The 24,348-nt window shown below is 63.8% G+C and carries 23 protein-coding genes; 12 read left to right on the forward strand and 11 right to left on the reverse strand.

Annotation, left to right across the window (positions count from 1 at the left end; translation table 11 throughout):
- Positions 1 to 109 precede the first annotated feature (109 nt).
- Entirely contained in the window at positions 110 to 586 is a 477-nt protein-coding gene (locus ACZI8R_RS11690) for a nitroreductase family deazaflavin-dependent oxidoreductase (protein WP_463379783.1), read from the reverse strand.
- A gap of 2 nt (positions 587 to 588) precedes the next feature.
- On the reverse strand, positions 589 to 1,752 hold the full coding sequence (locus ACZI8R_RS11695) for a steroid 3-ketoacyl-CoA thiolase (RefSeq protein ID WP_463379784.1): 1,164 nt from the start codon (positions 1,750 to 1,752) through the stop codon (positions 589 to 591).
- A gap of 176 nt (positions 1,753 to 1,928) precedes the next feature.
- Here ACZI8R_RS11695 and ACZI8R_RS11700 point away from each other — a divergent pair, with 176 nt between their 5' ends.
- Positions 1,929 to 3,188, forward strand: a complete 1,260-nt coding sequence (locus ACZI8R_RS11700; protein WP_463379785.1) for a cytochrome P450 — start codon at positions 1,929 to 1,931, stop codon at positions 3,186 to 3,188.
- A gap of 83 nt (positions 3,189 to 3,271) precedes the next feature.
- Here ACZI8R_RS11700 and ACZI8R_RS11705 read toward each other — a convergent pair whose 3' ends face one another.
- From ACZI8R_RS11705 to ACZI8R_RS11725, 5 genes are read right to left on the reverse strand one after another with little or no spacing between them, the layout of a single operon-like run.
- A complete protein-coding gene (locus tag ACZI8R_RS11705) occupies positions 3,272 to 3,685 on the reverse strand; it encodes a nuclear transport factor 2 family protein (protein ID WP_463379786.1) in 414 nt (137 codons plus the stop codon).
- An 18-nt stretch (positions 3,686 to 3,703) separates the two neighbouring features.
- Positions 3,704 to 4,573 carry a TIGR03619 family F420-dependent LLM class oxidoreductase gene (locus ACZI8R_RS11710; protein WP_463379787.1) on the reverse strand — a complete coding sequence of 290 codons (870 nt, stop codon included), beginning with the start codon at positions 4,571 to 4,573 and terminating at the stop codon, positions 3,704 to 3,706.
- A gap of 9 nt (positions 4,574 to 4,582) precedes the next feature.
- On the reverse strand, positions 4,583 to 5,767 hold the full coding sequence (locus ACZI8R_RS11715) for a thiolase domain-containing protein (protein ID WP_463379788.1): 1,185 nt from the start codon (positions 5,765 to 5,767) through the stop codon (positions 4,583 to 4,585).
- Positions 5,767 to 6,831, reverse strand: coding sequence for a thiolase domain-containing protein (locus ACZI8R_RS11720; protein WP_463379789.1), 1,065 nt, complete (start codon positions 6,829 to 6,831; stop codon positions 5,767 to 5,769). Before ACZI8R_RS11720 ends, ACZI8R_RS11715 begins: the two co-directional genes overlap by 1 nt.
- A 7-nt stretch (positions 6,832 to 6,838) precedes the next feature.
- On the reverse strand, positions 6,839 to 7,834 hold the full coding sequence (locus tag ACZI8R_RS11725) for a Zn-ribbon domain-containing OB-fold protein (RefSeq protein ID WP_463379790.1): 996 nt from the start codon (positions 7,832 to 7,834) through the stop codon (positions 6,839 to 6,841).
- 74 nt (positions 7,835 to 7,908) lie between these two features.
- Between ACZI8R_RS11725 and ACZI8R_RS11730 the strand changes: the two genes are divergently transcribed.
- The 3 genes from ACZI8R_RS11730 (at position 7,909) to ACZI8R_RS11740 (ending at position 10,713) form a co-directional block, all read left to right on the forward strand.
- On the forward strand, positions 7,909 to 8,943 hold the full coding sequence (locus tag ACZI8R_RS11730) for an LLM class F420-dependent oxidoreductase (protein WP_463379791.1): 1,035 nt from the start codon (positions 7,909 to 7,911) through the stop codon (positions 8,941 to 8,943).
- A 237-nt stretch (positions 8,944 to 9,180) separates the two neighbouring features.
- Entirely contained in the window at positions 9,181 to 9,639 is a 459-nt protein-coding gene (locus ACZI8R_RS11735) for a hypothetical protein (RefSeq protein WP_463379792.1), read from the forward strand.
- A gap of 132 nt (positions 9,640 to 9,771) precedes the next feature.
- Positions 9,772 to 10,713, forward strand: a complete 942-nt coding sequence (locus ACZI8R_RS11740; protein ID WP_463379793.1) for a hypothetical protein — start codon at positions 9,772 to 9,774, stop codon at positions 10,711 to 10,713.
- Between the two features lie 76 nt (positions 10,714 to 10,789).
- Here ACZI8R_RS11740 and ACZI8R_RS11745 read toward each other — a convergent pair whose 3' ends face one another.
- Positions 10,790 to 11,620, reverse strand: a complete 831-nt coding sequence (locus tag ACZI8R_RS11745) for a crotonase/enoyl-CoA hydratase family protein (protein ID WP_463379794.1) — start codon at positions 11,618 to 11,620, stop codon at positions 10,790 to 10,792.
- A gap of 73 nt (positions 11,621 to 11,693) precedes the next feature.
- On the opposite strand from ACZI8R_RS11745, the gene ACZI8R_RS11750 reads away from it, so the two are divergent.
- From ACZI8R_RS11750 to ACZI8R_RS11760, 3 genes are read left to right on the forward strand one after another with little or no spacing between them, the layout of a single operon-like run.
- On the forward strand, positions 11,694 to 13,361 hold the full coding sequence (locus ACZI8R_RS11750) for an acyl-CoA synthetase (RefSeq protein WP_463379795.1): 1,668 nt from the start codon (positions 11,694 to 11,696) through the stop codon (positions 13,359 to 13,361).
- The gene (locus tag ACZI8R_RS11755) at positions 13,361 to 14,476 is read left to right on the forward strand and encodes an NAD(P)H-dependent flavin oxidoreductase (protein ID WP_463379972.1); all 1,116 of its coding nucleotides are present in this window, start codon (positions 13,361 to 13,363) and stop codon (positions 14,474 to 14,476) included. Before ACZI8R_RS11750 ends, ACZI8R_RS11755 begins: the two co-directional genes overlap by 1 nt.
- A 20-nt stretch (positions 14,477 to 14,496) precedes the next feature.
- Complete coding sequence (locus tag ACZI8R_RS11760) at positions 14,497 to 15,693, forward strand: cytochrome P450 (RefSeq protein ID WP_463379797.1); 1,197 nt, start codon at positions 14,497 to 14,499, stop codon at positions 15,691 to 15,693.
- Between the two features lie 12 nt (positions 15,694 to 15,705).
- On the opposite strand, the gene ACZI8R_RS11765 is transcribed toward ACZI8R_RS11760, so the two are convergent.
- From ACZI8R_RS11765 to ACZI8R_RS11775, 3 genes are read right to left on the reverse strand one after another with little or no spacing between them, the layout of a single operon-like run.
- A complete protein-coding gene (locus ACZI8R_RS11765; RefSeq protein ID WP_463379798.1) occupies positions 15,706 to 17,310 on the reverse strand; it encodes a long-chain-fatty-acid--CoA ligase in 1,605 nt (534 codons plus the stop codon).
- Positions 17,311 to 17,322: 12 nt separating this feature from the next.
- Positions 17,323 to 18,444, reverse strand: a complete 1,122-nt coding sequence (locus ACZI8R_RS11770) for an acyl-CoA dehydrogenase family protein (RefSeq protein WP_463379799.1) — start codon at positions 18,442 to 18,444, stop codon at positions 17,323 to 17,325.
- Positions 18,445 to 18,449: 5 nt separating this feature from the next.
- Entirely contained in the window at positions 18,450 to 19,628 is a 1,179-nt protein-coding gene (locus ACZI8R_RS11775) for an acyl-CoA dehydrogenase family protein (RefSeq protein ID WP_463379800.1), read from the reverse strand.
- Between the two features lie 143 nt (positions 19,629 to 19,771).
- Here ACZI8R_RS11775 and ACZI8R_RS11780 point away from each other — a divergent pair, with 143 nt between their 5' ends.
- The 5 genes from ACZI8R_RS11780 (at position 19,772) to ACZI8R_RS11800 (ending at position 24,348) form a co-directional block, all read left to right on the forward strand.
- Positions 19,772 to 19,963 carry a ferredoxin gene (locus ACZI8R_RS11780; RefSeq protein WP_463379801.1) on the forward strand — a complete coding sequence of 64 codons (192 nt, stop codon included), beginning with the start codon at positions 19,772 to 19,774 and terminating at the stop codon, positions 19,961 to 19,963.
- An 83-nt stretch (positions 19,964 to 20,046) separates the two neighbouring features.
- Entirely contained in the window at positions 20,047 to 20,964 is a 918-nt protein-coding gene (locus ACZI8R_RS11785) for a 3-oxoacyl-ACP reductase (RefSeq protein WP_463379802.1), read from the forward strand.
- 565 nt (positions 20,965 to 21,529) lie between these two features.
- Positions 21,530 to 22,294: an MlaE family ABC transporter permease gene (locus ACZI8R_RS11790; protein ID WP_378575725.1), complete on the forward strand. Its 765-nt coding sequence runs from the start codon at positions 21,530 to 21,532 to the stop codon at positions 22,292 to 22,294.
- A gap of 20 nt (positions 22,295 to 22,314) precedes the next feature.
- Positions 22,315 to 23,166: an MlaE family ABC transporter permease gene (locus ACZI8R_RS11795; RefSeq protein ID WP_463379803.1), complete on the forward strand. Its 852-nt coding sequence runs from the start codon at positions 22,315 to 22,317 to the stop codon at positions 23,164 to 23,166.
- Between the two features lie 9 nt (positions 23,167 to 23,175).
- A complete protein-coding gene (locus tag ACZI8R_RS11800; RefSeq protein ID WP_463379804.1) occupies positions 23,176 to 24,348 on the forward strand; it encodes an MCE family protein in 1,173 nt (390 codons plus the stop codon).

Below are 24,348 nucleotides of genomic sequence, written 5' to 3' on the forward strand. Positions count from 1 at the left end.
CGAAATCCTTGCTTCGAGGCCGACCGTACGACTCCATATTGCAAGACTGTGGCCGGCATGGCATCCCCTCGCGACAACTACTGACGGGTAAGTGTCGGCGACCTGTCGGTTACCCGGTCGGTACACAGATCACGACCGGAATCGTGCGATCCGTCCACGCCTGATAGTTGTCGAAATCTGCGTACATCGACGTCAGTCGGGGCCACGCCTGAGCGCGCTCCTCCGGGGTCGCGACCCGCGCATTCATCGTTCGCACGCGCCGCTTGATCTGGATGCTGACGCGCGGGTTCGCCTTCAGGTTGAGATACCACTGCGGATGTTTCGGAAGTCCTCCTTGGGAGGCAACGAGGAGGACGTTCTCGCCGTCTTCCATGAACACCAGCGGACTGATTCGCTCTCGGCCGCTCTTGCGACCGGTCGTGGTGAGCAGACAGACCGGAATTCCGAACGGGAAGGCGCTGCCCACGCGCCATTTGCTGCCGAGGACCCCGCCCGTCCGGCGATAGAGGACGACGTTGACGCGCGACATCCACTTGATGATCCGGGTGGTGGCGGGGGAGTCGAGATACGCCGGACGGGTAGTCATCGTCAGATTCGCTCGATGATGGTGCCGGTCGCGAGCGCTCCGCCGGCGCACATCGTGATGAGCGCCGTCGATTTGTCGGTGCGCTCGAGTTCGTGCAGCGCGGTGGTGATCAACCGAGATCCCGTGCTGCCCACCGGGTGTCCGATCGCGAGAGCGCCGCCGTTGACGTTGACCTTGTCCATATCGGGCCCGTGTACGGACGCCCACGAGAGCAGCACAGATGCGAAGGCTTCGTTGACCTCGAAGAGATCGAGATCGCCGATCTTCATGCCGCTGCGCTCGAGTACCCGTGCGGTGGCCTGAACCGGACCGTCGAGATGGAACTCGGGTTCCGCGCCGACGAGCGCCTGCGAGACGATCCGTGCACGGGGCTTCAGGCCGAGCGCCAGCGCCTTCTCCTCGTCCATCAGCATGACCGCTGCCGCGCCGTCCGAGATCTGGGACGACGTCCCGGCGGTGTGGATGCCGCCTTCGATGACGGGCTTCAGCTTGGCGAGCGATTCTGCGGTGGTGTCCCGAAGGCCCTGGTCCCGGGTGACGGTGAGGGTCTCCCCGGTGCGATTGCCTTCCTTGTCGACCTCGGGTGCAGTCAAGGTGAGGACCTCACGGTCGAACCTGCCCTCTTCCCAGGCCTGCTTGGCGCGAGCCTGCGAACGGACGCCGAGTGCCTCCATGTCTGCGCGGCTGATGCCGCGGCGCTTGGCGATTCGCTCGGCCGCCTCGAACTGGTTGGGGAGATCGATGTCCCAGTCGAGCGGGCGGCGCGGGCCGGCGCTCTCGACCACATTGGCACCGAGCGGAACCTGGCTCATGGCTTCGATTCCGCATGCGACACCGACGTCGATCGTGTCGGTGGCGATGAGTCCGGCGATCAGATGATTGGCCTGCTGCGCCGAGCCGCACTGGCAGTCGATGGTGGTGGCGCCCGTCTGCCACGGCAGTCCGGCGTGCAACCATGCGGTGCGGGTGATGTTGTTCGACTGAGCTCCGGCCTGCGTGACGCAGCCGCCGATGACCTGTTCGACCAACTCGGGGTCGATGCCGGTTCGGGCGAGGATTCCACTCTGCACGCTGCCGAGGATCTCGGCGGCATGTAGTCCGGAGAGCCAGCCCCCGCGCTTTCCGATGGGAGTACGGACGGCCTCGACGATTACTGGTGTGCCCACGGCGGGCTCCTTTCCTGTTACTTCAAAAAGTAGAACACGTTCCTACGGTGTGGCAAGGCCCCTGTAAGGGGAGGCGAGGGAAGCTTTCCTTTGCCACCGCCGCGGCTTGTGCTTCAATGTAAGTAGAACGTGTTCCACATCACTGAGTGATGTATGGCTTAGGGCAGGAGACAGCAGTGGCGCAGCCCAACCTTCTAGAGGGTTTCGATCCCACCGACCCGGACATCTACGAGCAGCGGTTCCCTCTCGAGGAGTTCGCCGAGCTGCGGAAGACCGCACCGATCTGGTGGTGCCCGCAGTCGCCGGAAGTCGGTGGTTTTCACGACGACGGATTCTGGGTCGTCAGCAAGCTCGAGGACGTGAAGGAGGTGTCGCGTCGCAGCGACGTCTTCTCCACTCACGAGAACACCGCGATTCCCCGTTTCGCGGACGACATTCCGCGCGAGAACATCGAGATGCAGCGGTCGATCCTATTGTTCAAGGATGCCCCGGAGCACACGAAGCTCCGTAAGCTCATCTCTCGCGGCTTCACCCCCCGCGCCATCAACAGCCTGCGCGAGGAACTGACCGAGCGCGCCGAGACGATCGTCAAGGCAGCTGCGGAGTCGGGTTCCGGTGACTTCGTCACCCAGGTGGCCTGCGAGCTCCCCCTTCAGGCGATCGCAGAGCTGCTGGGCGTGCCGCAGGAGGATCGCGGCAAGGTCTTCGAGTGGTCCAACCAGATGACCGGCTACGACGACCCCGAGCTCGACATCGATCCGGTCACCGCGTCGATGGAGATTCTCGGCTACGCCTACAACATGGCGGACGAGCGCAAGAAGTGCCCGGCAGACGACATCGTCACCAAGCTCATCGAAGCCGACATCGACGGCGACGAGCTTGCACCGGAGGAGTTCGGCTTCTTCGTCATCCTGCTCGCTGTGGCCGGCAACGAGACCACGCGTAACGCCATCACGCACGGCATGGTCGCGTTCCTCGACAACCCCGAGCAGTGGGAAATCTACAAGAAGGACCGTCCCAAGACGATGGCCGACGAGGTCGTCCGATGGGCCACCCCCGTCACCTCGTTCCAGCGCACCGCACTCGAGGACACCGAGTTGGGTGGCCAGCAGATCAAGAAGGGCGACCGGGTCGTCATGCTGTACGGCTCGGCCAACTTCGACGAAGATGCCTTCGAGGAGCCCCAGAAGTTCGACATCGCGCGCGAGGACAATCAGCACGTCGGTTTCGGCGGCACGGGTGCGCACTTCTGCATCGGCGCCAACCTGGCACGCCTCGAGATCGACCTGATCTTCAACGCCATCGCCGATCACCTCCCGGACATCAGCAAGTTGGGTGATCCGCGGCGCCTCCGTTCCGGCTGGCTCAACGGCATCAAGGAGTTCCAGGTCGACTACAAGGCCGGTGGTTCGGGCGGCTGTCCCGTCAAGCACTGACCGTTGGTCGGTTCACGACAGAAAGAAGGGCGGTAGCAGGAGAACCTGCTACCGCCCTTCTTTCGTGTGTGTGGGCTGCTAGCTCATGCCGGGCGGAGCGTCTTCATGGCCCGCTCCACTTCCCAGAATGCGCGCAGCGACACGATCTTCCCGTCGTCGTTCACGCGGTAGACGAACACTCCCTCTGCATCGATGACCGAGCCGCCCACGGTGCTGCGAATCGTGCCGATGTTGACGTTCTCGTTTCCGCAGACCAGCGAATCGGCGATGAGGAATTCGAGGGATTCGGTTGTCGCGATGGTCATGTCGTAGAAGCGGCTGATCGCGTCGAGCCCCCGGTGCCCCTTACCTTCCGGATCGAAACCCGAGGGGCCGACCGGATCTTCGACGACGGCATCCTCGGCGAACAGGGCGAGCCACTCTTCCTTGCGCTTGCCGGCCGCCGCCTCACGGGACGCTTGTCCGGCCTTCACCGAGGGGTGGATTGTGTCCGTCATGGTCGTCGGTACTCCTCGTCAGTTCTTCTGGATGTGTTCGGCGGCGAACTTGCGAAGTGAATCCTGCTTGGCTTCGAGGGGGCCGTCGAAGCCGACACCGTCGAAAACCCAGGGCACCGTGATGATGTCGGTGACGCCGGCCGCCTCGAGTTCTGCGTTGCCGTCCTTCCCGAATCGGTCGATGCACACGGTCTGGATCTCGAAGGGGTCGTTCTCCTTGCCCTGCTCGGCGCGAAGTTCACGCAGACGTGCGATGACCTGCACCAGATCGTCGTACTTGATCATGGCCGATGTCCAGCCGTCACCCACTCGCGCCGCCCGGCGCAGTGCGACATCCGTGTGGCCGCCCACATAGAAGGGCACCGGCTTGCTCGGCGCCGGACTCATCTGGAGGCGATCGAAGTCGAAGAACTCGCCGTGGTACTCGACCATGCCGCCGCCGAGGATGAGCTTGAGAACGTCGATCATCTCGTCGACACGCTTGCCGCGTCGTGCGTACGGCACCCCGCACCATTCGAATTCCTCGGGAGCCCAGCCGATACCGACACCGAAGCCGAAACGGTTGCCGGTCAGGCTCGCTACGGAGCCGACCTGGCGGGCCAGTAGAACTGGATTGCGGGAACCCAGCTTCAACACCTGCGTGTAGAACTCGATCTTCGAGGTCACCGCGCCCATTGCCGCTGCGGCGATCAGTGGGTCCACCCACGGAGTGTTCTCGTCCCACATCCGCGAGCCGTCCGGCGTGTAGGGGTAATCGGCGGCCTGCTTCTCCATGTAGAACAGAGAGTCGGGCAGCGCGATCGAGTCGAACCCGCACTCCTCGGCAGTCTGTGCGAGCGCTGGAAGTTCCTCCAGCGGATTCATCGCGATGCCGACGGTGTACTTCATCGTGTGTCCTTACGTCGTGGGGCGGTCGGCGCCGACCACCCACATGGAGAAGTATTGCGAGCCACCGCCGTAGGCGTGGCCCAAGGCCTTGCGTGCATTCGGTACCTGGTGGTCACCTGCACGGTTCATCACCTGCATGGCGGACTCCGCGAACCGGATCATTCCGGAGGCCCCGATGGGGTTGGAGGACAGAACGCCACCCGATGCGTTGACGGGAAGCTTGCCGCCGATCGCGGTCTCACCGGCTTCGGTGAGCTTCCACCCCTCGCCTTCGGCAGCGAACCCCAGGTTCTCGAGCCACATCGGCTCGAACCAGGAGAAGGGCACGTAGATCTCGGCGGCATCGATCTCTTCGAGCGGGTTCGTGATGCCGGCGGCGGCCCACAGTGCCGCGGCCGCGTCACGGCCGGCCTGCGGGTTGACCTGGTCGCGACCCGAGAACGTGGTCGGCTCGGTACGCATCGCGGTGGCGTGAATCCAGGCCACCGATCGTCCGGCTTCTTCGGCCTGTGCTGCGGAGTCCTCGTTTCCGATGACGAGGGCACACGCGCCGTCCGAAGAAGGGCACGTCTCGTCGAACCTGATGGGATCCCACAACATCTGCGAAGCCTGTACGGATTCGAGAGTGATGTCGGGTTGCTTGAGGTGGGCGTACGGGTTCTTGCTTCCGTTCAACCGGTCCTTCACCGCGACGATCGAGCCGATGTGACCGGGTGCGCCGGAACGGCGAATGTAGGAGCGAACGTGCGGCGCGAAGTAGCCACCTGCTCCGGCGCCGACGGGCATGTTGAACGGGATGGGAATGGACAACGCCCACATCGCATTCGACTCGGACTGCTTCTCCCACGAGACGGTGAGTACCCGGTCGTGGACCCCCGACTTCACGAGGCTGGATGCGACGATCGCGGTGGATCCACCGACCGAGCCCGCGGTGTGCACGCGAAGGAGCGGCTTGCCGTTCGCGCCGAGAGCGTCCGACATGGCCAGTTCCGGCATCATCGCGCCTTCGAACAGGTCGGGGGCCTTACCGATCACCACAGCGTCGATGTCGTCCCAACCGACCGCCGCGTCCTCCATGGCGCGGTCGACGGCTTCACGTACCAGACCCGACATCGACACGTCGTGCCGCTTCGCGACATAGTGCGTCTGGCCGGTTCCGAGTACTGCAGCGTGTTGTTTTCCAGAAGCCACCATCAGTTGCGTCCCTCCATGACGGCCACCAAATTCTGTTGCAGGACCGCGCCACTCGTCGCGTGGGCGAGAGTGCGGTTCGCGGTCCCGTCGAAGATTGCCTGTGCGGCGTTCCCGATCCTTTCGAGTCCCGCCGCGAACATCGGATTGCCGGCCAGCGGTCCACCCGAAGGATTGATCGTCGTGCTGTCGCGCAGGCCGATCGCTTCGCGCAGGATCAATTCTTGATGCGTGAACGGTGCGTGGAGTTCCGCGACATCGATGTTTCCGGTATCGCCACCGGTTGCCTTCTTCGCCGCCTTCGTCGTGGACGGCGACACCGTGAGGTCACGGGCGCCGAAGTTGGGGGAGTCGATCCGATGGTCGATCCCGGTGATCCACGCAGGGCGTTCGCGCATCTCGCGGGCCCGATCACCAGATGCGAGGACGATCGCCGCCGCACCATCCGTGACCGGTGCGCAGTCGTGAGCGCGGAGCGGGTCTGCAACGTAAGACGCGGCGAGAAGCTCGTCGATACTCGGGTTTCCAGCGAGCTGGGCATCCGGACGTGATTGCGCGGCAACGCGGCTGCGTGCGGCAACTTCTGCCATTTGCTCTGCGGTCCATTTTCCCGCGTCGAGGCCCATACGCGCCTGGAGTCCCGCGATCGATACGGAATCCAGTCCGAGGGGAGCCACGAGGTAGGGATCCAGTTGCATGGACAGCACCTTGCGGAGATTGCCCGCGGACGACTTCCCGAACCCGTAGACGAGGGCGGTGTCGACTTCTCCGGTCAAGATCTTGACCCAGGCCTCGTAGAGGGCCCAGGCAGCATCCATCTCGACGTGCGATTCGTTGATCGGTGGCACTGCGCCGATCGCGTCGACGGCGGAGATGAACGAGAAGGCTCTGCCGGCCAGGTAGTCGGACGAACCGGAGCACCAGAAACCGATGTCGGACTTGGTTATTCCCAGCTCGTCGTAGATCTGCTGGAAACAGGGGACGAGCATCTCGACGCCGTTGGTGGTGCCGGGGGTCTCGCGGACGTGGGGCGCCTGCGCGAACCCGACGACTGCTACTTCTGTCATTGTCGCCTCACAGATGGTGTTTGAAGGTGTCGTATTCCGCGTCGGGTTCGCCTGTCGGGCGGAAGTACTCGATGTTCTGAAGGGTGTATCCCCACTCCTCGCGTGGTCGCCATTTCGCCTGGACCCGCATACCCATCCGCACATCTTCGGCCTCGCACTCGAGGATGAGATGCAGGAAGGGAATGTCTGCGCCATCGAGGAGCACGTAGGCGGCGACGTACGGCGGTTTGATCTTCTGCCCGAGGAACGGCACGTTGACGATGCAGAACGTGGTCACGATTCCCTTGTCCGACAACTCCACCTGGTCTCGGGTGGGGGCGCCGCTGGTGGGGTTCGCGCCGCGAGGCGGAATGTAGACCTTGTCACCGGGCCCGGTACGACCGCCGATCAGGCGTCCCTCAGCCAGCCCGCGAAGGAAGTAGCTCTCTTCCGCCGACGCGGAGTGCATGTAGTCGAGGGCGATGGGAGTGGTGAGCATCGTGACGGCTTCGACTTCGGCTGCGGTAGCGGGAGCGTCGGAACCGGCGCTCGGCTGGTTGCCGGACTCACCGGGCTCGAAGTACTCGATGTCGTGGATGCGGCCCGATCGCTCGCCGGACCAGTGCGCCCGAACCCGCATGCCGGTGGTCATCGACTCGGGCGTTTCCACGTTCACCGCATGGAGCAATGTGGTGTCGGCACCGTCGAGTTTGATCAGCGCCCAGGCGAACGGGTGGGTGAGGGGTTGCCCTGCAATCGGTTCGGGCATCCATGTCCAGCTCTCGACCGTTCCGGAATCGGAGACCTCGACGAAATCGGTGAGAGGCTCCGCGGTGTTCGGATCGTATTCCGGTGGCGGTGCGTACACCCTCCCATCGGACCCGCGGGCGCCGATCAGCCTGCCGTTTCGAATGGCAGTGAGGAACGCGCCGATGGTCGGACCCACCGATCGGGTGTAGTCGAATTGCAGATTCAGCGGTGCGCTGAGCGGCTGATCCGCCACCGCGCTCTTTCCCAGGCTCACAACTTCGAGTAGAACAGGTTCTAGTGAATGTGGCAAGGGTCACCCTTGCTCGTCGGGACGACCGGAGGTGCGTGATGAAGCTCGGATTGCAACTGGGGTACTGGGGTGCCGGCCCTCCGACGAATGTTCCGGAGTTGCTCGCGGCGGCAGAGGAAGTCGGGTTCGACGCCGTGTTCGCAGCCGAATCGTGGGGATCGGACGCGTTCACCCCACTCGCATGGTGGGGATCGCGTACCGAGCAGATGCGCCTCGGCACGTCGGTGGTGCAGCTGTCTGCCCGTACACCCACCAGTTGCGCGATGCACGCACTGACGCTCGACCACGTCAGTGGTGGACGGGCGATTCTCGGGCTCGGAGTGTCAGGTCCGCAGGTCGTCGAGGGCTGGTACGGGGAGCCGTTCGCGAAACCGTTGGCGCGCACCCGCGAATACGTGTCCGTCGTGCGGAGTGTGTTGGCGCGCGAGGCCCCCGTCACCAACAGTGGTCCGCACTACCCCTTGCCGTACTCCGGCCCCGGGAGTGTGGGTCTCGGGAAGCCGCTCAAGCCGATCACCCACCCCCTACGAGCGGACCTCCCGATCTGGCTGGGTGCGGAAGGCCCGAAGAACGTGGCCCTCACTGCAGAGATCGCGGACGGGTGGCTGGCCATCTACTACTCGCCGCGGCTCGCACCGATGTACAACGAGTGGCTGGACGAAGGATTCGCGCGGGCAGGCGCTCGTCGGACACGTGAGGACTTCGAGATCGCAGCCACCTGTCAGGTGATCATCACCGACGACCGGGCTTCGACCATCTCGTCGTTGAAGCCGACCACCGCGCTGTACGTCGGCGGTATGGGAGCACCTGAACTCAACTTCCACGCGCAGGTGTACACCCGCATGGGCTACGGCGATGCCGTCGCCGAGATCGGTGAGTTGTTTCGCACGGGTCGCAAGGAGGAAGCCGCCGCTGCGGTTCCGGACGAGATGGTGACCGACACGATGATCATCGGCGACATCGACGAGGTGCGCGCCGGCGTCGAGCGGTGGGAGGCGGCAGGGGTCACGATGCTGCTGCTGTCCTGCCGCGACGCCGATCACGTCCGGCAACTTGCCGACGCTCTCCTCTGACCCACCCCTGCTGGACGAACGCGACGCCCGTCCGGTCAGACCGGACAAATGTTCCATTCGTTCCGCCCACATTGCTGCCGGTCTCGTGCTTCAGTTGTCATCGTCGGGTTCCGTCGTTGGAGGTCAGCCCAGATGAACAAACGTTTTCAACGAAGTGCAGCTGTCGTTCTGCCGGTGATGGCGCTCGGGGTCTTGGCCCCGGCCGGCACGGCATCTGCAGCGAGTCCGGGTACAGACATGTCCGCAGTCTCGCCGGCTCCGTGTGAGGTCACATTCGAGATCGTCAACAGAACGAACTCGACGTTCTACACCATCGATTTTCGGGTGGACGGCGAAGAATTGACCGGAACCGATTACGGATCGGGCCCAACAGGTCACCTGACCGTCAACTCGCAGCTCGCGCCCGGGACCGCGCCGTTCCAGCCCGGTGTCACGCCGTACCGCACGGATCTGGACCCGGTCACCAGCAGCAAGACCGAGAATCTCGCGGATCGCGGCTATCCGGAGAAGCAGCCGGGCGAGACGTACAACGTCGAATACCGCATGATCCTCGGGCCGAACGGAGCGGACCGGCACCCGGACTGGCAGTCAGTCGAGGTGCCAGGTTGCGCGACGCCGCCGCCCGAGCCGGGTGGGTCGTCGGGTTCCTCGGGGTCGTCGTGGCTGGACATCTTCGGCTTGCTCGCCCCGCGCTGACCCACGAACTTCTGTACGAACGCGACGCTCGTCCAGTCAGATCGGACGGGCGTCGCGTTCGTGCGGAAGAAGTTATCCACAATCGGGAGATTGGCGGTGGCCGAACGCCCGTGCGGGTGTCACCATCGGCCGATGAAAAGAGGATTGTGGCCGGACGACCCGCGACTGCTCGGCGATGGCGATTTCGGTGGCGTGATCCGTAGTAGTGAACTCGAACGTCTCGGGATGTCCCGGTCGACGATTGCACACCGATGCAGTCGCGGCGGGCCTTGGCAGCGACTGTTACCCGGGTTGGTGCTGCTCGAGAACGGAACACCTTCGCCTCGGCACCGTGCGCTCGGCGCCCTCATCTTCAGCGGCGGAGTCGTCACGGGCCGCGCAGCCCTGCGGTTTCACGGGTTCGGCACCTGGTCGGGCCCCGTCCACGTCCTGGTCAGCGGCAACAGGCGCGTTCAGTCGACCGGATTCATCGTCGTCGAACGGACTATTCGGTTGCCGCGCGGCGAAGATCGGGGCGGTGTCGCGTGCGCGCCGCTTCCACGCGCACTGCTCGACGCTGCGCGGCGTAGCAAGACGGTGGACGAGGCTCGTGGACTCATCGCCGAGGTCGTGCAGCGCGGTTCGGTGACGGTCGCGGAGTTGGCGGAAGAGTTGGATGCAGGTAGCTCGCGCGGATCGGCGTTGGTACGACGAGTTCTACGTGAAATGACGGCCGATGTGCATTCGGTGGCCGAGATTCACTCTCGCCGAGTGTGGCAGCGGAGCGGGTTGCCGGCGATGCTCTTCAACCAGAAGATCGTCGACAGGCACGGCGAGTTCATCGCCATGCCCGACGGCTGGATCGACGAGGTGGCCTTCGCCTGGGACATCGATTCTCTCGACTGGCACCTTGCTCCGCAGCAGTACAAGCACACCGTCGAGCGCCGTACTCGGATGCAGAATCACGGGATCATCGTGTTGCCGACTCTCCCGAGTGCAGTCCGTGACGATCCGGCCAGGGTGATCGCCGACCTTCGTGCGCACTACGAGTTGGCGCTCTCCAGGCCACGCCCGGACGTGCGCATCCTGCGCTGAACTCGCGTACGAACGGAACATTCGTGCGATCAGACCGGACGGGCGTCGCGTTCGTCCAAAGGGGGGGAGGGGAGAACTAGCGGCCTTCGAAGTTGGGTGCCCGCTTCTCCGCGAAAGCGCGCGGGCCCTCCTTGGCGTCCGCGCTTTTGAAAACTTCTGTTCCGAGGCGGGCATCGATCTGGAACGCCTCCTCTTCGTGCAAGCCTTCGGTGCTTCGGATGGTCTCGAGGATGGCTTTCACTGCGAGTGGACCGTTCGCGGAGATGAGTTCGGCGAGTTCGAGGGCCTTGTCGAGTGCCTGGCCGTCGGGGACGACGTGACCGATGAGCCCGATCTCCTTGGCCTCGGGTGCTTTCACATGCCGTCCGGTCAGGAGAATGTCGGCGGCGATGGTGTACGGGATCTGCCGCACCAGGCGCACGGCCGATCCGCCGAGCGGAAAGAGTCCCCACTTGGCCTCGGAGACGCCGAACTTCGCACTCTCGCCGGCAACGCGAATGTCCGTACCCTGCAGAATCTCGGTGCCGCCGGCGATCGCGGGACCTTCGACTGCAGCGATGAGCGGCTTGGTGAGGCGCCGACCCTTCAGGAGTGCCTCGATCTTCGACAGATCCCAACCGCCACCCGAGAAGGAGTCACCGGGGTGTTGCGACGTCATCGCCTTCAGATCCGCACCTGCGCAGAACGCCCCGCCCGCGCCGGTGAGAATCGCGACGCGGATGTCGGGATCGGAATCGACCTGGTCCCAGGCGTCACGCATGATCGACATCATCTCGCCGGACAGCGCGTTGCGGGCTTCGGGACGGTTCATCGTCACGATGAGAACGTGCCCCCGCTTCTCGACGAGGCAGTGCGGCGAAGTTTCCGATATGTCCGAATTATCGGTGGCGATGGAGGACACTGTCATCTCCCGTTGTATGTGTGAGCTGGGTCTCGAATTGGGTCTTGCCAGGAACGGTAACACGTTCTATTTTGTTGACGTGGCCCTAAATATTGCAGACCTCGTCGAGCACTCCATCGATCTCAACCCGGACCGCATCGCGCTCAGGGATGCGGACCGTGAAACGACCTTCGCGCAATTGGAGGAGCGAGCCAACCGGCTTGCCAACTACCTGCGCGATCGTGGCGTGAAGCCCGGCGACAAGGTGGGTATCTACTGCCGTAACACCATCGAGGCCATCGAGGCCATGGTCGCGGTGTTCAAGGCGCGTGCCGTGATGGTGAACGTGAACTATCGGTACGTCGAGAACGAGTTGCAGTACATCTTCGAGAATTCGGACATGGCCGCCCTCGTCGTGGAGCGCCGGTACTCCGACAAGGTCGCGGGCGTCCTGCCCAACACGCCCCAAGTGCACACGGTCGTCGTCGTGGAGGACGGCACGGACTTGGACTTCTCCGCCTTCGAGGGCGTCGAGTACGAGAACGCTCTCGCCAAGGGTTCGCCGGATCGAGACTTCGGTGAGCGCAGCGCCGACGACATGTTCATGCTCTACACCGGTGGCACCACGGGTAAGCCGAAGGGCGTCATGTGGCGCCACGAGGACTGGTGGCGTGTGCTGGGCGGCGGCACCAACTTCGTCACGGGTGAGCTGGTCGCGGACGAGTGGGATCTGGCCAAGCTCGGCGCCGAGAACCCCGCGATGGTGCGGTTCCCGATCCCCCCGATGATTCACGGCGGTGCGCAGTCGGCGGTGTTCCACAGTCTCTTCGGCGGCGGCACCCTCGTGATGCACCCCGAGTTCGACGGCCACGAAGTGTGGCAGGTCATCGACCACCACAAGGTCAACCTCATCTTCATCACCGGCGACGCCATGGCTCGGCCGATGCTGGATGCTCTCGTCGAGGGAAATCCCAAGACCGGAGAGCCGTACGACCTTTCGTCGCTGTACGTGATGGCCAGCAGCGCCGCACTGTTCTCCCCGGCGTTGAAGGAGCAGTTCCTCGAACTCCTGCCCAACCGGTTGATCACCGACTCCATCGGCTCCTCCGAGACGGGCTTCGGTGGCCTCAGCACTGTCACGAAGGGCTTCGAGCACACCGGTGGCCCGCGCGTGAAGATCGACGCCTCCACCGTGGTTCTGGACGACGAGGGGAACCAGGTCGAGCCCGGATCCGGCAAGGTCGGCATGCTCGCCCGTAGCGGCAACATTCCGCTCGGCTACTACAAGGACGAGGTCAAGACCGCCGAGACGTTCAAAACCATCGGCGGCGTCCGCTACTCGATTCCGGGCGACTACGCGACTGTCGAGGCAGACGGCACGGTCACGATGCTCGGACGCGGTTCGGTGTCCATCAACAGCGGCGGCGAGAAGATCTACCCGGAAGAGGTCGAGGGGGCGCTCAAGTCGCACCCCGACATCTTCGACGTACTCGTCGTCGGTGTTCCGGACGAGCGATTCGGGCAACGGGTAGCTGCGGTGATTCAGACTCGCGGTCCCGCCCGTCCGAGCGTGAAGGACATCGCCGAGGCCGGACGCAAGGAGATCGCAAGCTACAAGTTGCCGCGCAGCGTGTGGTTCGTGGACGAGATCAAGAGGTCGCCGGCCGGAAAGCCGGACTACCGGTGGGCCAAGGAGCAGACCGAGAGTCGCCCCGCGGACGACGAGAACGGTTCCACTCAGCAGGCAGCCGAGAGCAAAGGTGCATGATGCGCACGGACCTGAGTGACAAGTTCGGGATCGAACATCCGATATTCGCGTTCACCCCATCGGAGCACGTGGCCGCGGCCGTCAGCCGTGCGGGCGGACTCGGAGTACTCGGGTGCGTCCGGTTCAACGATCCAGAAGAACTCGAAGCAGCCCTGACGTGGATGGACGAGAACACGGACGGAAAGCCGTACGGCGTCGACATCGTGATGCCGGCCAAGGTGCCGACCGAGGGCACCCCGGTGGATCTGGAATCCCTCGTTCCGGCGGAGCACCGTGCGTTCGTGGATCGCACACTTTCCGAACTCGGTGTGCCACCACTGGATACGGGCGTCGAGCACGCGACCGGTGTGCTCGGCTGGCTGCACTCCGTCGCCCGCGCCCACGTCGACGTTGCACTCGGTCACCGAATTGCGTTGATAGCCAATGCGCTGGGCTCACCGCCCAAGGACGTCATCGACCAGGCGCACGCCAAGGGCGTGCCGGTGGCAGCGCTCGCCGGCGCGGTCGAGCACGCAAGACGGCATGTCGCCAACGGAGTGGATGTCGTCATCGCGCAGGGTTACGAGGCCGGCGGGCATACCGGCGAAATCGCCTCGATGGTCCTCGTTCCCGAGATCGTCGACGCGGTGGGTGACTCGGCAGGTGTGCTCGCTGCGGGCGGCGTCGGCAGCGGTCGCCAGATCGCTGCTGCAATCGCTCTCGGTGCGTCCGGGGTGTGGATGGGCTCGTACTGGTTGACGGCTGCGGAGTACAAGCTCGGCAGCGCGTCGGGTGAGGGGCCCTCCGCGATCCAGAAGGCGCTGCTCTCGGCAACTTCTTCCGACACGGTCCGCACTCGAATCTTCTCGGGCAAGCCGGCGCGTCTGCTCAAGACCAAGTGGACCGATGCCTGGGAGAAGCCGGACGCACCGGACCCATTGCCGATGCCGCTGCAGAATCTCCTCGTCAGTGATGCGCATCAGCGTATCGTCGCGTCGGAGGATCCCGAGGTCGTGGCGATGCCGGTCGGACAGATCGTCGGCCGTATGAACGAGATCAGGCCGGTGGCCGATTTGATGGCGGATCTCGTCAATGGCTACGAGGCCTCCGTGAATCGATTGAATTCTTTGTCCTAGTAAGAGGTTCAGGAGGGGCGATGCCCGGATACGACCCGTTCGATCCTGCGTTTCTCGCCGACCCGTTCCCGGTGTATCGGCAGTTGCGTGACGACGATCCGGTGCATCGCTACACGGGAGGAGAGGTCCCACCGTTCTGGGCACTGTCGCGGTTCGACGACGTCTGGAACGCGGTCCGCGACACCGAGACCTTTTCCTCGGCGCAGGGATTGACATTCGTCCCCGACGAGATCGGCAAACTCGGTCTCGCGCCGACCATAGTGATGCTGGATCCGCCTCGCCATGGGCAACTCCGCGGGCTCATCGGCAAGGGGTTCACGCCGCGCAGGATCGCTGCCCTCGAAGAGAAGATCCGCGACTACGTGAAGCGTCGCCTCGACGTGCTCGACGCCAAGCGGCAAGACGACGAGGACGTCGACCTGCACCGGGACTTCTCGTCTCCCATTCCGACTTTCGCGCTCGCCGAACTGCTCGGCGTGCCAGAGGCGGAGCGGTGGAGATTCGATCCGTGGGTCGAGGCGTTGACCGCACTCCAGAACAGTGGTTTCGACGTTGCCCGGATGTCGGCTCCCGACGCGGTGGCCGAGATGTTCGGCTATTTTTCCGATCTCGTCACCAAGCGACGTGCCGACCCGACCGACGATTTGATCGGCACTCTCGTGCAGGTCGAATCGGAGGGTGAACTCCTCACGGACTGGGAGATTCTCGGCTTCTGTTTCGTGATGGTCGCGGGTGGAAACGACACCACCGGAAATCTCATCACCCATACGGTGATGGCGTTGGACGGCGATCACGCACAACGCGAGACCCTCGTCGAGGACCCGGAACTCGTCCCGGCTGCGCTGATGGAAGTCTTGCGCCTCGAAGGGTCCGTCCAGGGCTTGGCTCGTACGGTCACTCGGGACGTGTCGATCGGAGGCGTCACCATCCCCGAAGGGGACAAGGTGATGATGCTGTACGGCTCGGCCAATCGCGACGAGCGTGAGTTCGGCGAGACTGCCGAGAAACTCGACATCACCCGCCGCATTCCCCGTCACCTCGGGTTCTCCAGCGGACCCCACTTCTGTATCGGGTCTCACCTGGCAAAGCTCCAGGCTCGGGTCGCCGTCGAAGAGCTCTACACTCGATTCCCCACGATCGGAGTGGATGTCGAGCGCGGCGAGCGGATTCAGTCGTCGTTCACGCGAGGTTGGATCACCCTGCCGGCCGTCCTCTGACGCCGATAGACCTCAGACCGCGAAGGCGGACTTTTCGAGGAGCCGGAACTCGCTGTCGCCACGCTCGCGCACCCATACCGGGTCGGTACAGTTCCACCGCTCGGCGCTCAAGGTGCGCGTGAGGATCTTGAAGGTCGCGGTTCGAGGAAGTTCGGTGCACACCCGTAAGAACGTCGGGTGCTGCTTGGGGCCGAGGTCGGCCTGTTCGCGGAGAAAGCGGCCGAAGTCGCGAGCATCGAAGTCCATGGGTGCGCGATCGTGGGCGAGTACGACGGCAGCCATCACCCGGTCGCCGACCTCGGTGTCCGGGACGCCGTAGACGGACACCTGCGAAAAGGCCGGGTGCCGCATGAGGATGTGTTCGATGGGCGCGGTACCCAGGTTTTCGCCGTCGACCCGCAGCCACCCCGAACTGCGCCCGGCGAAGTAGACGTAGCCCTCGGAATCGCAGAACCCGAGGTCGCCGCTCCAATACATCCCGTCTCGCATCCGCTCCGCATCTGCCTCGGGATTGCCGTAGTAGCCGGCAAAAGACCCGGCGCCGGACACGTTCACCAACTCGCCGGTCGCTTCGTCGGCGTTGGTGATCCGACCGTCGGCATCGAACACTGCGGGTGGACAGACCTCTCCGGTTTCCGGATCCAGTACTCGGACCGACTCGGGCAGCAGACCCAATGCCCCCGACGGCTTACCCGGCGTGGACGATATGGCGATGCCACCCTCCGTGGACCCGAACGCCTCCACGACCTTGGTGTCGAAGCGGCGGGTGAACTCGGCCACGACCGACGCCGACCCTTCGTTTCCGTACATGAGGCGCAGGGTGTTCTGCGCGTCGTCGGGACGTTCTGGCGTGGCCAGTACGTAGGAGAGTGGCTTGCCGACGTAGTTGGCATAGGTGACACCGAATTTGCGGACGTCACCCAGGAACGCGGAGGCAGAGAACTTTCGGCGCAGCGCGATGGAGCTACCTGCGGTGAGTGCCACCGACCAACCGGCCATCATCGCGTTGGAGTGGAACATCGGCATCGACATGTAGACGACGTCGGAACTCGATATGCCGAAACGCTCTGCCAGCATCACCCCAGGCCCGACGATCTTCTCATGGGTGCACCGGACGGCTTTGGGCTTCCCGCTCGTGCCCGAGGTGAAGATGAGCATGAACAGGTCGGCGGGCGTCGTGTTCGCGACGGCGAGGGTGTTCGGATCCTGCCGATCGAGCAGCTGTGTCCAGAGATCGGAATCGACATCGATGATCTGGGCGTCGATGTTCAAGCCCGCGAGCAACTCGCCCGAACCGCCCTCGGTGAACACGATCCGGCAGTCGGCCACGCGAATGTCGTCGGCGAGTGCGGCACCGCGGCGGGTGGTGTTGAGGCCGACCAGAACCGACCCTGAAAGGGCCGCGGCACCTGCCAGGAGGGAGAACTCCGGGACGTTGTCCATGAGAACTCCGAAGTGTGGTGGCGCCGCGCCGTCGAGAAGCGAGTGCAACGCTGCCGCACGGACTTTGCTCGCCGCCACATGTCGTGACCACGACATCGAGTGATCTTCGAACCGGAGACCCTGGTCCTCGGTGTTTTCGAGAGCGAGTAGGAGATCAGCGACCGTCGTGGGCATGCAGTAGTCCGATCAGGCTGGGACCGACGCGAGAATCTCGCCGAGGGCGCGCAGCTGATGTGTTGCCGACCCCAGTCCGAACTCGTGGGCCTTCGCTGCGAGAAAGTAGCGGTGAACCGGGTGGTCCTCGTCCAGTCCCACACCACCGTGCACATGAACTACGGTGTGTGCCACGCGATGTCCCGCATCCGCGGCCCAGAACTTGGCGGTGTGGATGCTCCCCTCGGACGGAAAGTCGGCACTCGTCTGCCAGGCGGCCTGCCACAGCGTCAGACGGACACCTTTCACATCGATGTAGGCATCGGCCAGGCGTTGCGCGACAGCCTGGAACGAGCCGATCGGGCGTCCGAACTGGACTCGTTCACGGGCGTACTCGGCGGTGAGCTCGAGTGCGCGATCGAGTACGCCGTACTGAAAGGCGCAGGAACCCAACGTTCCTCGTTCGAGGATCCACTTCATTATCTCCGAACCGCGATCGGCGTCACCCAACACTCGATCGCCGGCCAGGCGCACTTCGTGGAACGCCACCTCGCCCGTGCTGGCGTGGTCGACGGTGTCCTGTCTGGTGATGTCGACGCCGTCGTCGTCACGGTGGACCAAGAACACGGTCACGCCGTCGGGGGTGGCTGCGGGGACGAGGAACAGATCTGCAATCGGTGCCGCGTCCACGAGAATCTTGGTGCCGGTCAGAATCCAGCTCTCCCCATCGCGGCGCGCTGCCGTGACAGGGGCCGCGGGGTTGTCGTTGACTTCCTCTGCCAGCGCGACGGTCGAGATGCGTTCACCGCGTGCGGCGGGCGCTCCCCACTCGGAGATCTGCTGGGCGTCGCCGAATTCGGCGATGGCGCCCGTCGCCATGACGATCGACGACAGGTAGGGGACAGGGGCGAGCGCGCGACCCAGTTCGACGAGGATCGAGCACTGCTCGAGTACTCCGAACCCGTCGCCTCCCACGGACTCCGGCAGTGCTGCGCTCAGCACGTCGGAGGATGCGAGCGTGGCCCATAGTCGCGCGTCGAACAGGTCGTCTGCGGCTTCGAGTTCGCGTAGTCGCTCGTTGGTGACGAGTTCGCCGACGATGCCGCGGGTGAGCCCCGACAGGTCTTGCTGAGCTTCGGTGAGTGTGAAATCCATGTTCGTCATCTCCTCGCCGGTGGCAGACCGAGGGCGGTCATGCCGATGATGTCGCGCTGCACCTCGTTGGTGCCGCCACCGAAGGTCAGGATGAGCGCGGACCGGTGCATGCGCTCGACTCGGCCTCGCAGCAACGCCCCGTGCGAGCCCTGCCGCAGTGTGGCCGACGGGCCGAGAATCTCCATCAAGAGCCGATACGCCTCGGTTGCGAACTCGGTGCCGAAAACCTTGTTGGCAGAAGCGGCCTCGGGGCCGGGAGTGTCCTGCGAGTTCGCGATCTCCCAGTTCATCAGTTTCAGATACTCGGCCTTCGCGTGAACGCGCGCCAGGTTGATCTGCACCCACTCCTGATCGATCACCCGGCGGCCGTCCGGAAGCTTCGTGTTCTGCGCCCATTCCCGGACTTCACGCTGTGCGGTCAGGATCGGGCCGGCCGAGGTCAGTGCGACACGCTCGTGGTTCAGCTGATTGGTGACGAGTGACCAACCACCGTGCTCCGGACCGACGAGAGAAGAAGTGGGAACCCGCACGTCCTGGTAGTAGGTGGCGCTCGTATCGGGCCCGGCCATGGTGTGTACCGGTGTGTAGGAGAAGCCTTCGGCGGTGGTCGGCACGATCAGCATGCTGATGCCCTTGTGCTTCTTCGCGTCGGGATCGGTACGGCAGGCCAGCCACACGTAATCGGCGTAAGCGATGAGGCTGGTCCACATCTTCTGCCCGTTGATCACGTAATCGTCGCCGTCTTTGACGGCGGTGGTGCGAAGAGACGCCAGATCGGTGCCGGCCTCGGGCTCCGAGTAGCCGATCGAGAAGTGGAGTTCGCCGGCCGAGATCTTCGGAAGGAAGAACGCCTTCTGTTCGGGAGTGCCGAAGTGCATGATCGTCGGCGCGACGGAGTTGATCGTCAGGAACGGTACGGGGGCGCCTGCGATGGCAGCCTCGTCGGTGAAGATCAGCTGTTCCATCGCCGAGCGCTCTTGCCCGCCGTATTCCTTCGGCCAGCCCAGCGTGAGCCAGCCATCCTTGCCCATTTGTGCGACGACATCGCGATAAACGGTGCCGGAGCCGTACTCGCCGGTGGTGGCGGCAAGTGCCTCGCGCCGGTCTGGAGTGAGCAGCTTTGCGAAGTACGCTTGCAATTCCTCGCGCAACTTCTGCTGTTCCGGCGTGTACGTGATGTGCATCGAAAGCACCTCTTCGGTCGGTCGGTGCCCGAATCATTGCACACGACTGGAACAGGTTCTAGTGTTGTGGCAGGAATGGTGTGGATCACAGCCCGATCGCACCCCTCCGCCCCTCTTGAATCAACGAGAAGTGAGGTATGTCGATGGAGGTCAGGGTCGATCTCGATATGTGCGAGGCGAACGGGGTGTGCGTGGGGATTGCCCCCGACATCTTCGACCTCGACGATGACGAGGTGTTGCACATCAGTTCGGCCGTGGTTCCCGCCGATCGTGAAGCCGACGTTCGATCTGCGATTTCGCAGTGCCCGAGGGCGGCGCTCTCGGAGCATTCGTGACGAACGGCACTTCGCCCATTGCTCATTTTTGTAACACGTTCTACTGTTGCGGCGTCTGAAGAGAAGGCAGGAGAACGTTTCCCATGAATGCAGTGAACAACCGCGACGTCGGACTCGAAGGCAAAGTTGCCGTCGTGACGGGCGCCGGGTCCGGACTCGGCAAGTTCGAGGCACTCGAACTTGCGCGAGCAGGGGCCTCCGTAGTCGTCAACGACCTGTCCCTGAACGACGCGGTCGACGAAACCCTCGAGGAATTGCGTGGTCTCGGAGCCGGGGTGGAATTCGTCCCCGGCGACATCGGTGAGCGCGCCACGGCCGACTCGCTCCTGGAGACGGCTCAGAACAAGTTCGGCAGCCTCGACATCGTCGTCAACAACGCCGGGATCACCCGCGACCGGATGCTCTTCAACATGTCCGACGAAGACTGGGACCTCGTTCTGAAGGTGCACCTGCGTGGGCACTTTCTCCTGTGCCGCAATGCGGCGTCGTACTGGCGCGCCAAGTCGAAGGAAGCGGGCGCTCCCGTGTACGGCCGGATCGTCAATACGTCGTCCGAGGCCGGACTGCTCGGCCCGGAAGGTCAAGCGAACTACGGTGCGGCCAAGGCCGGTATCACCTCGCTGACACTGTCCGCTGCGCGCGGTCTGTCGCGATACGGCGTTCGCGCAAACGCGATCTGCCCCCGCGCCCGCACGTCCATGACCGAGAACGTGTTCGGGGACGCGCCGTCGGAAGGGGTCGACCCGCTGTCACCCGACCACGTCGCTGCTCTCGTGGCTTACCTGGCCTCACCGGCTGCGGATGCAGTCAACGGACAGGTGTTCGTGGTGTACGGGCCGATGGTCGCGCTCATGGCGGCCCCGGTCGTGGAGCAGCGTTTCGACTCGGCAGACGGGCAGTGGTCGGCAAAGGCGTTGGCTTCCGAGCTGGGTGAATACTTCGAGGACCGTGACCCCGCGAAGATGTTCTCGGCCTCTGCCGCCGTGAAGTCGCTGGGCTGACTGCTGCGTTTGGTGTGCGTCACAGTCGGACCGTGGAGTGTGACGCGCTACGATTTCCCCGCCGAATGACGCGACTCGTTCGTTGTTACTTGGTACAAATACAAGGTCTTCGCTCCGGTCGGGCCTTGTCGTGAGGCCCGACCGTGCAGTGTGGAGGGACTGAATACAGGTAGATCGTGTTCTAGTTTCCAAGCTTCAGGGGAAGCGGCGAGACGCTCGGGGTGAGCGTCGAAGGGGAGTAATGGGCGAGTCCGGGCGATCCCCGGGCGAGGCCATCGGTTCGTGACTCGCCACATTGGCGAGATTGCAAAAACGTACTTTGTGCAGGCATTTGTATACCGGGACGAGTGCGGAGCGACGCGCCACGAGCGTGGTTTCGACAATCGACGCAGGCGTTGTCGGCGTGCGTGAACGCGGTGAGCTATGCCAGGAATCGATAGTGATCCACGACACTTTTGACAGGTGAACACGTTCTAGTTAATATGACTTGGATCACAGGCCGTTCTGGGGGACTGGACATGGAATTTCGAGCGGCTCTGCGTCGGAACATGAATGAGGAGGATGGATGGTAGACCTCCTCGAGGTGCCGTTGCGTGCGGTCGGAGGGTTCTTCGCGGTTTCGGCGGAGACGCTTCGTGCCGTGTTCTCCCGGCCCTTCCAACGTCGTGAATTCGTCGACCAGGCGTGGTTCGTCGCGCGGGTGTCGATGCTTCCCACTGTGCTGGTGGCAATCCCCTTCACCGTGCTGGTGAGTTTTACGATCAACATTCTCCTGCGTGAGATCGGCGCCGCCGACCTCAGTGGGGCAGGCGCTGCGCTCGGCACCGTGACCCAGGTCGGACCGATCGTCACGGTGCTCATCGTGGCGGGCGCCGGTGCGACCGCCATTTGTGCAGACCTCTCCGCCCGAACCATTCGCGAGGAGATCGACGCGATGCGGGTGTTGGGTATCAACCCGATCCACCGTCTGGTCGTTCCGCGAGTTCTGGCGTCGACGGTTGTCGCGCTCCTACTGAACGGCCTCGTCTGCACCATCGGCATCTTCGGTGGTTTCGTGTTCTCCGTATTCGTGCAGGATGTGAATCCCGGAGCGTTCGTCAACGGGATCACCCTCCTCACCGGATTCGGCGAGCTCATAATTTCCGAAGTCAAGGCAGGTCTTTTCGGAATGATCGCCGGCCTGGTTGCCGCCTATCTGGGATTGAACGTCCGCGGCGGCGCCAAGAGCGTCGGCGATGCGGTCAACCAGACTGTGGTGTTCTCGTTCATGGCGCTCTTCGTGGTCAACGTTCTCGTCACTGCTGTCGGCCTCAAGCTGACGGACGGGTGATCGACATGGTGGTGGGATAAATGGCACTCGCAGCTGCCGGCCGCTTTCCGCGGGCACGGCGTCGATTCTCCAACGCGTCAAGGTCTTTCGACCGAGTCGGCGAGCAGGCACTGTTTTTTGCGCGTGCCATCGGCTCGGCGCCTCGCGCGCTGATGCAGTACCCGCGTGAGACCCTGCGGCTCATCGCCGAGATCAGCATGGGTACCGGTGCTCTCGCCGTCATCGGCGGAACGGTCGTCATCGTCGGATTCCTGACGCTGTTCACCGGCGGCACGATTGCGGTTCAGGGCTACAGCTCCCTCGGCAACATCGGCGTCGAGGCACTCACGGGGTTCTTCGCAGCATTCATCAACGTTCGAATCGCAGCACCGGTGATCGCCGGCATCGGCCTCGCCGCCACGATCGGCGCAGGCTCGACCGCTCAGTTGGGCGCGATGCGAGTGTCCGAGGAAATCGATGCGCTCGAGGTCATGGCCGTCCCGTCGGTTCCTTACCTCGTCAGCACTCGCGTGATGGCCGGCATGATCGCCATCGTTCCGCTCTATGCACTCGCCGTCATCGCCTCGTTCATCGCGAGCCGGTTCGCGACAGTCGTGCTCTACAAACAATCCGGTGGCGTCTACGACCACTACTTCTCGACTTTCTTGATGCCGACGGACATATTGTGGTCGTTCGCGCAGGCAATAGTCATGGCTGTCGCGATCATGCTGATCCACACCTACTACGGCTTCACCGCAACCGGCGGCCCGGTCGGCGTCGGCGTCGCGGTCGGCAACGCCGTGCGGTCTTCGCTGATCGCAGTCGTGACGGTCACCCTGCTCATCTCACTCGCCATCTATGGCGCGTCCGGCAACTTCAACCTCTCGGGATAGGGGCGCCCGATGACCGATTCGAGTTGGAAGAAGAAACTGGCCGCTCTGGTGCTGGTCGGCAGTCTTGTCGCTGTCGTCGCCGTAGCACTGATCATGTTCAACGGCGGGTTCACCAAGACGACTCCTGTCACGGTGACCGCAGACCGAGCCGGACTGGTGATGGAACCCGACGCCAAGGTGAAGCTCCTCGGCGTCGAGGTCGGTCGCGTCGGCTCGATCGAACACAGCGAGGAAGGCGCGATTCTCAACTTGGACATGAAGCCCGACATGATGTCGCTCATCCCGGCCAACTCCGAGGTCGAGATCAAGTCGACGACCGTGTTCGGCGCGAAGTACGTCAACTTCGTGATGCCGAAGGATCCGTCGGCGAAGCACCTGAGTGCCGGCGCGACCATCGGCTCGAAGAGTGTGACGGTCGAGTTCAACACTGTCTTCCAGCATTTGTCCGACGTTCTCGCGCAGGTGCAGCCCGAGAAGCTGAACGCCACACTCGGTGCGGTGGCATCCGCTCTTCGAGGGCGAGGCGACGAACTCGGTCAGGTCCTCGAACAGGGCGACCAGTACCTGAACAAGATCAACCCGAGCCTGCCCCAGTTGCAGGAAGACCTGGCCAAGGCGGGGCGGGTATCCAACCTGTACGCGGATACGGCGCCGGACCTGTTGCACACGGTCGACAACGTCACTGCCATCGGCAACACGGTGGTCGAGGAACAGGGCAACCTGGACAGCTTGCTGCTCAACGTGATCGGCCTGGCCGACAATGCGAACGGCGTGATCACGGAGAACGAGCCGAACCTGGTGTCGGCTCTCGACCTGCTCGAACCGACCACGGACTTGCTCGCGGAGTACTCGCCGGCAATCACCTGCTTCATCCAGGGTCTCAACAATGCGCGTCCGCTCGGCGAGGCGATCTTCGGTGGTAATCAAGAAGGCATCGCCCTGAACGCCAGCTTCATGTACGGCATGAATGCGTACGAGTACCCGCGTGATCTGCCCAAGGTGAATGCGACCGGCGGCCCCAATTGCTGGGGCCTACCCAATCCCGACCCGAACGTTCACGCCGACTTCGTGGTGACGGACACCGGAACCGTGCCGTTCGTTCCGTCGACCAAAACGGAGCCGCGAGTGCCCAAGCTTTTCCAGATCCTGTTCGCCGGCGTCTACCCGGAACAGGGGGAGTAG

The organism is Rhodococcus huquni (assembly GCF_055231055.1).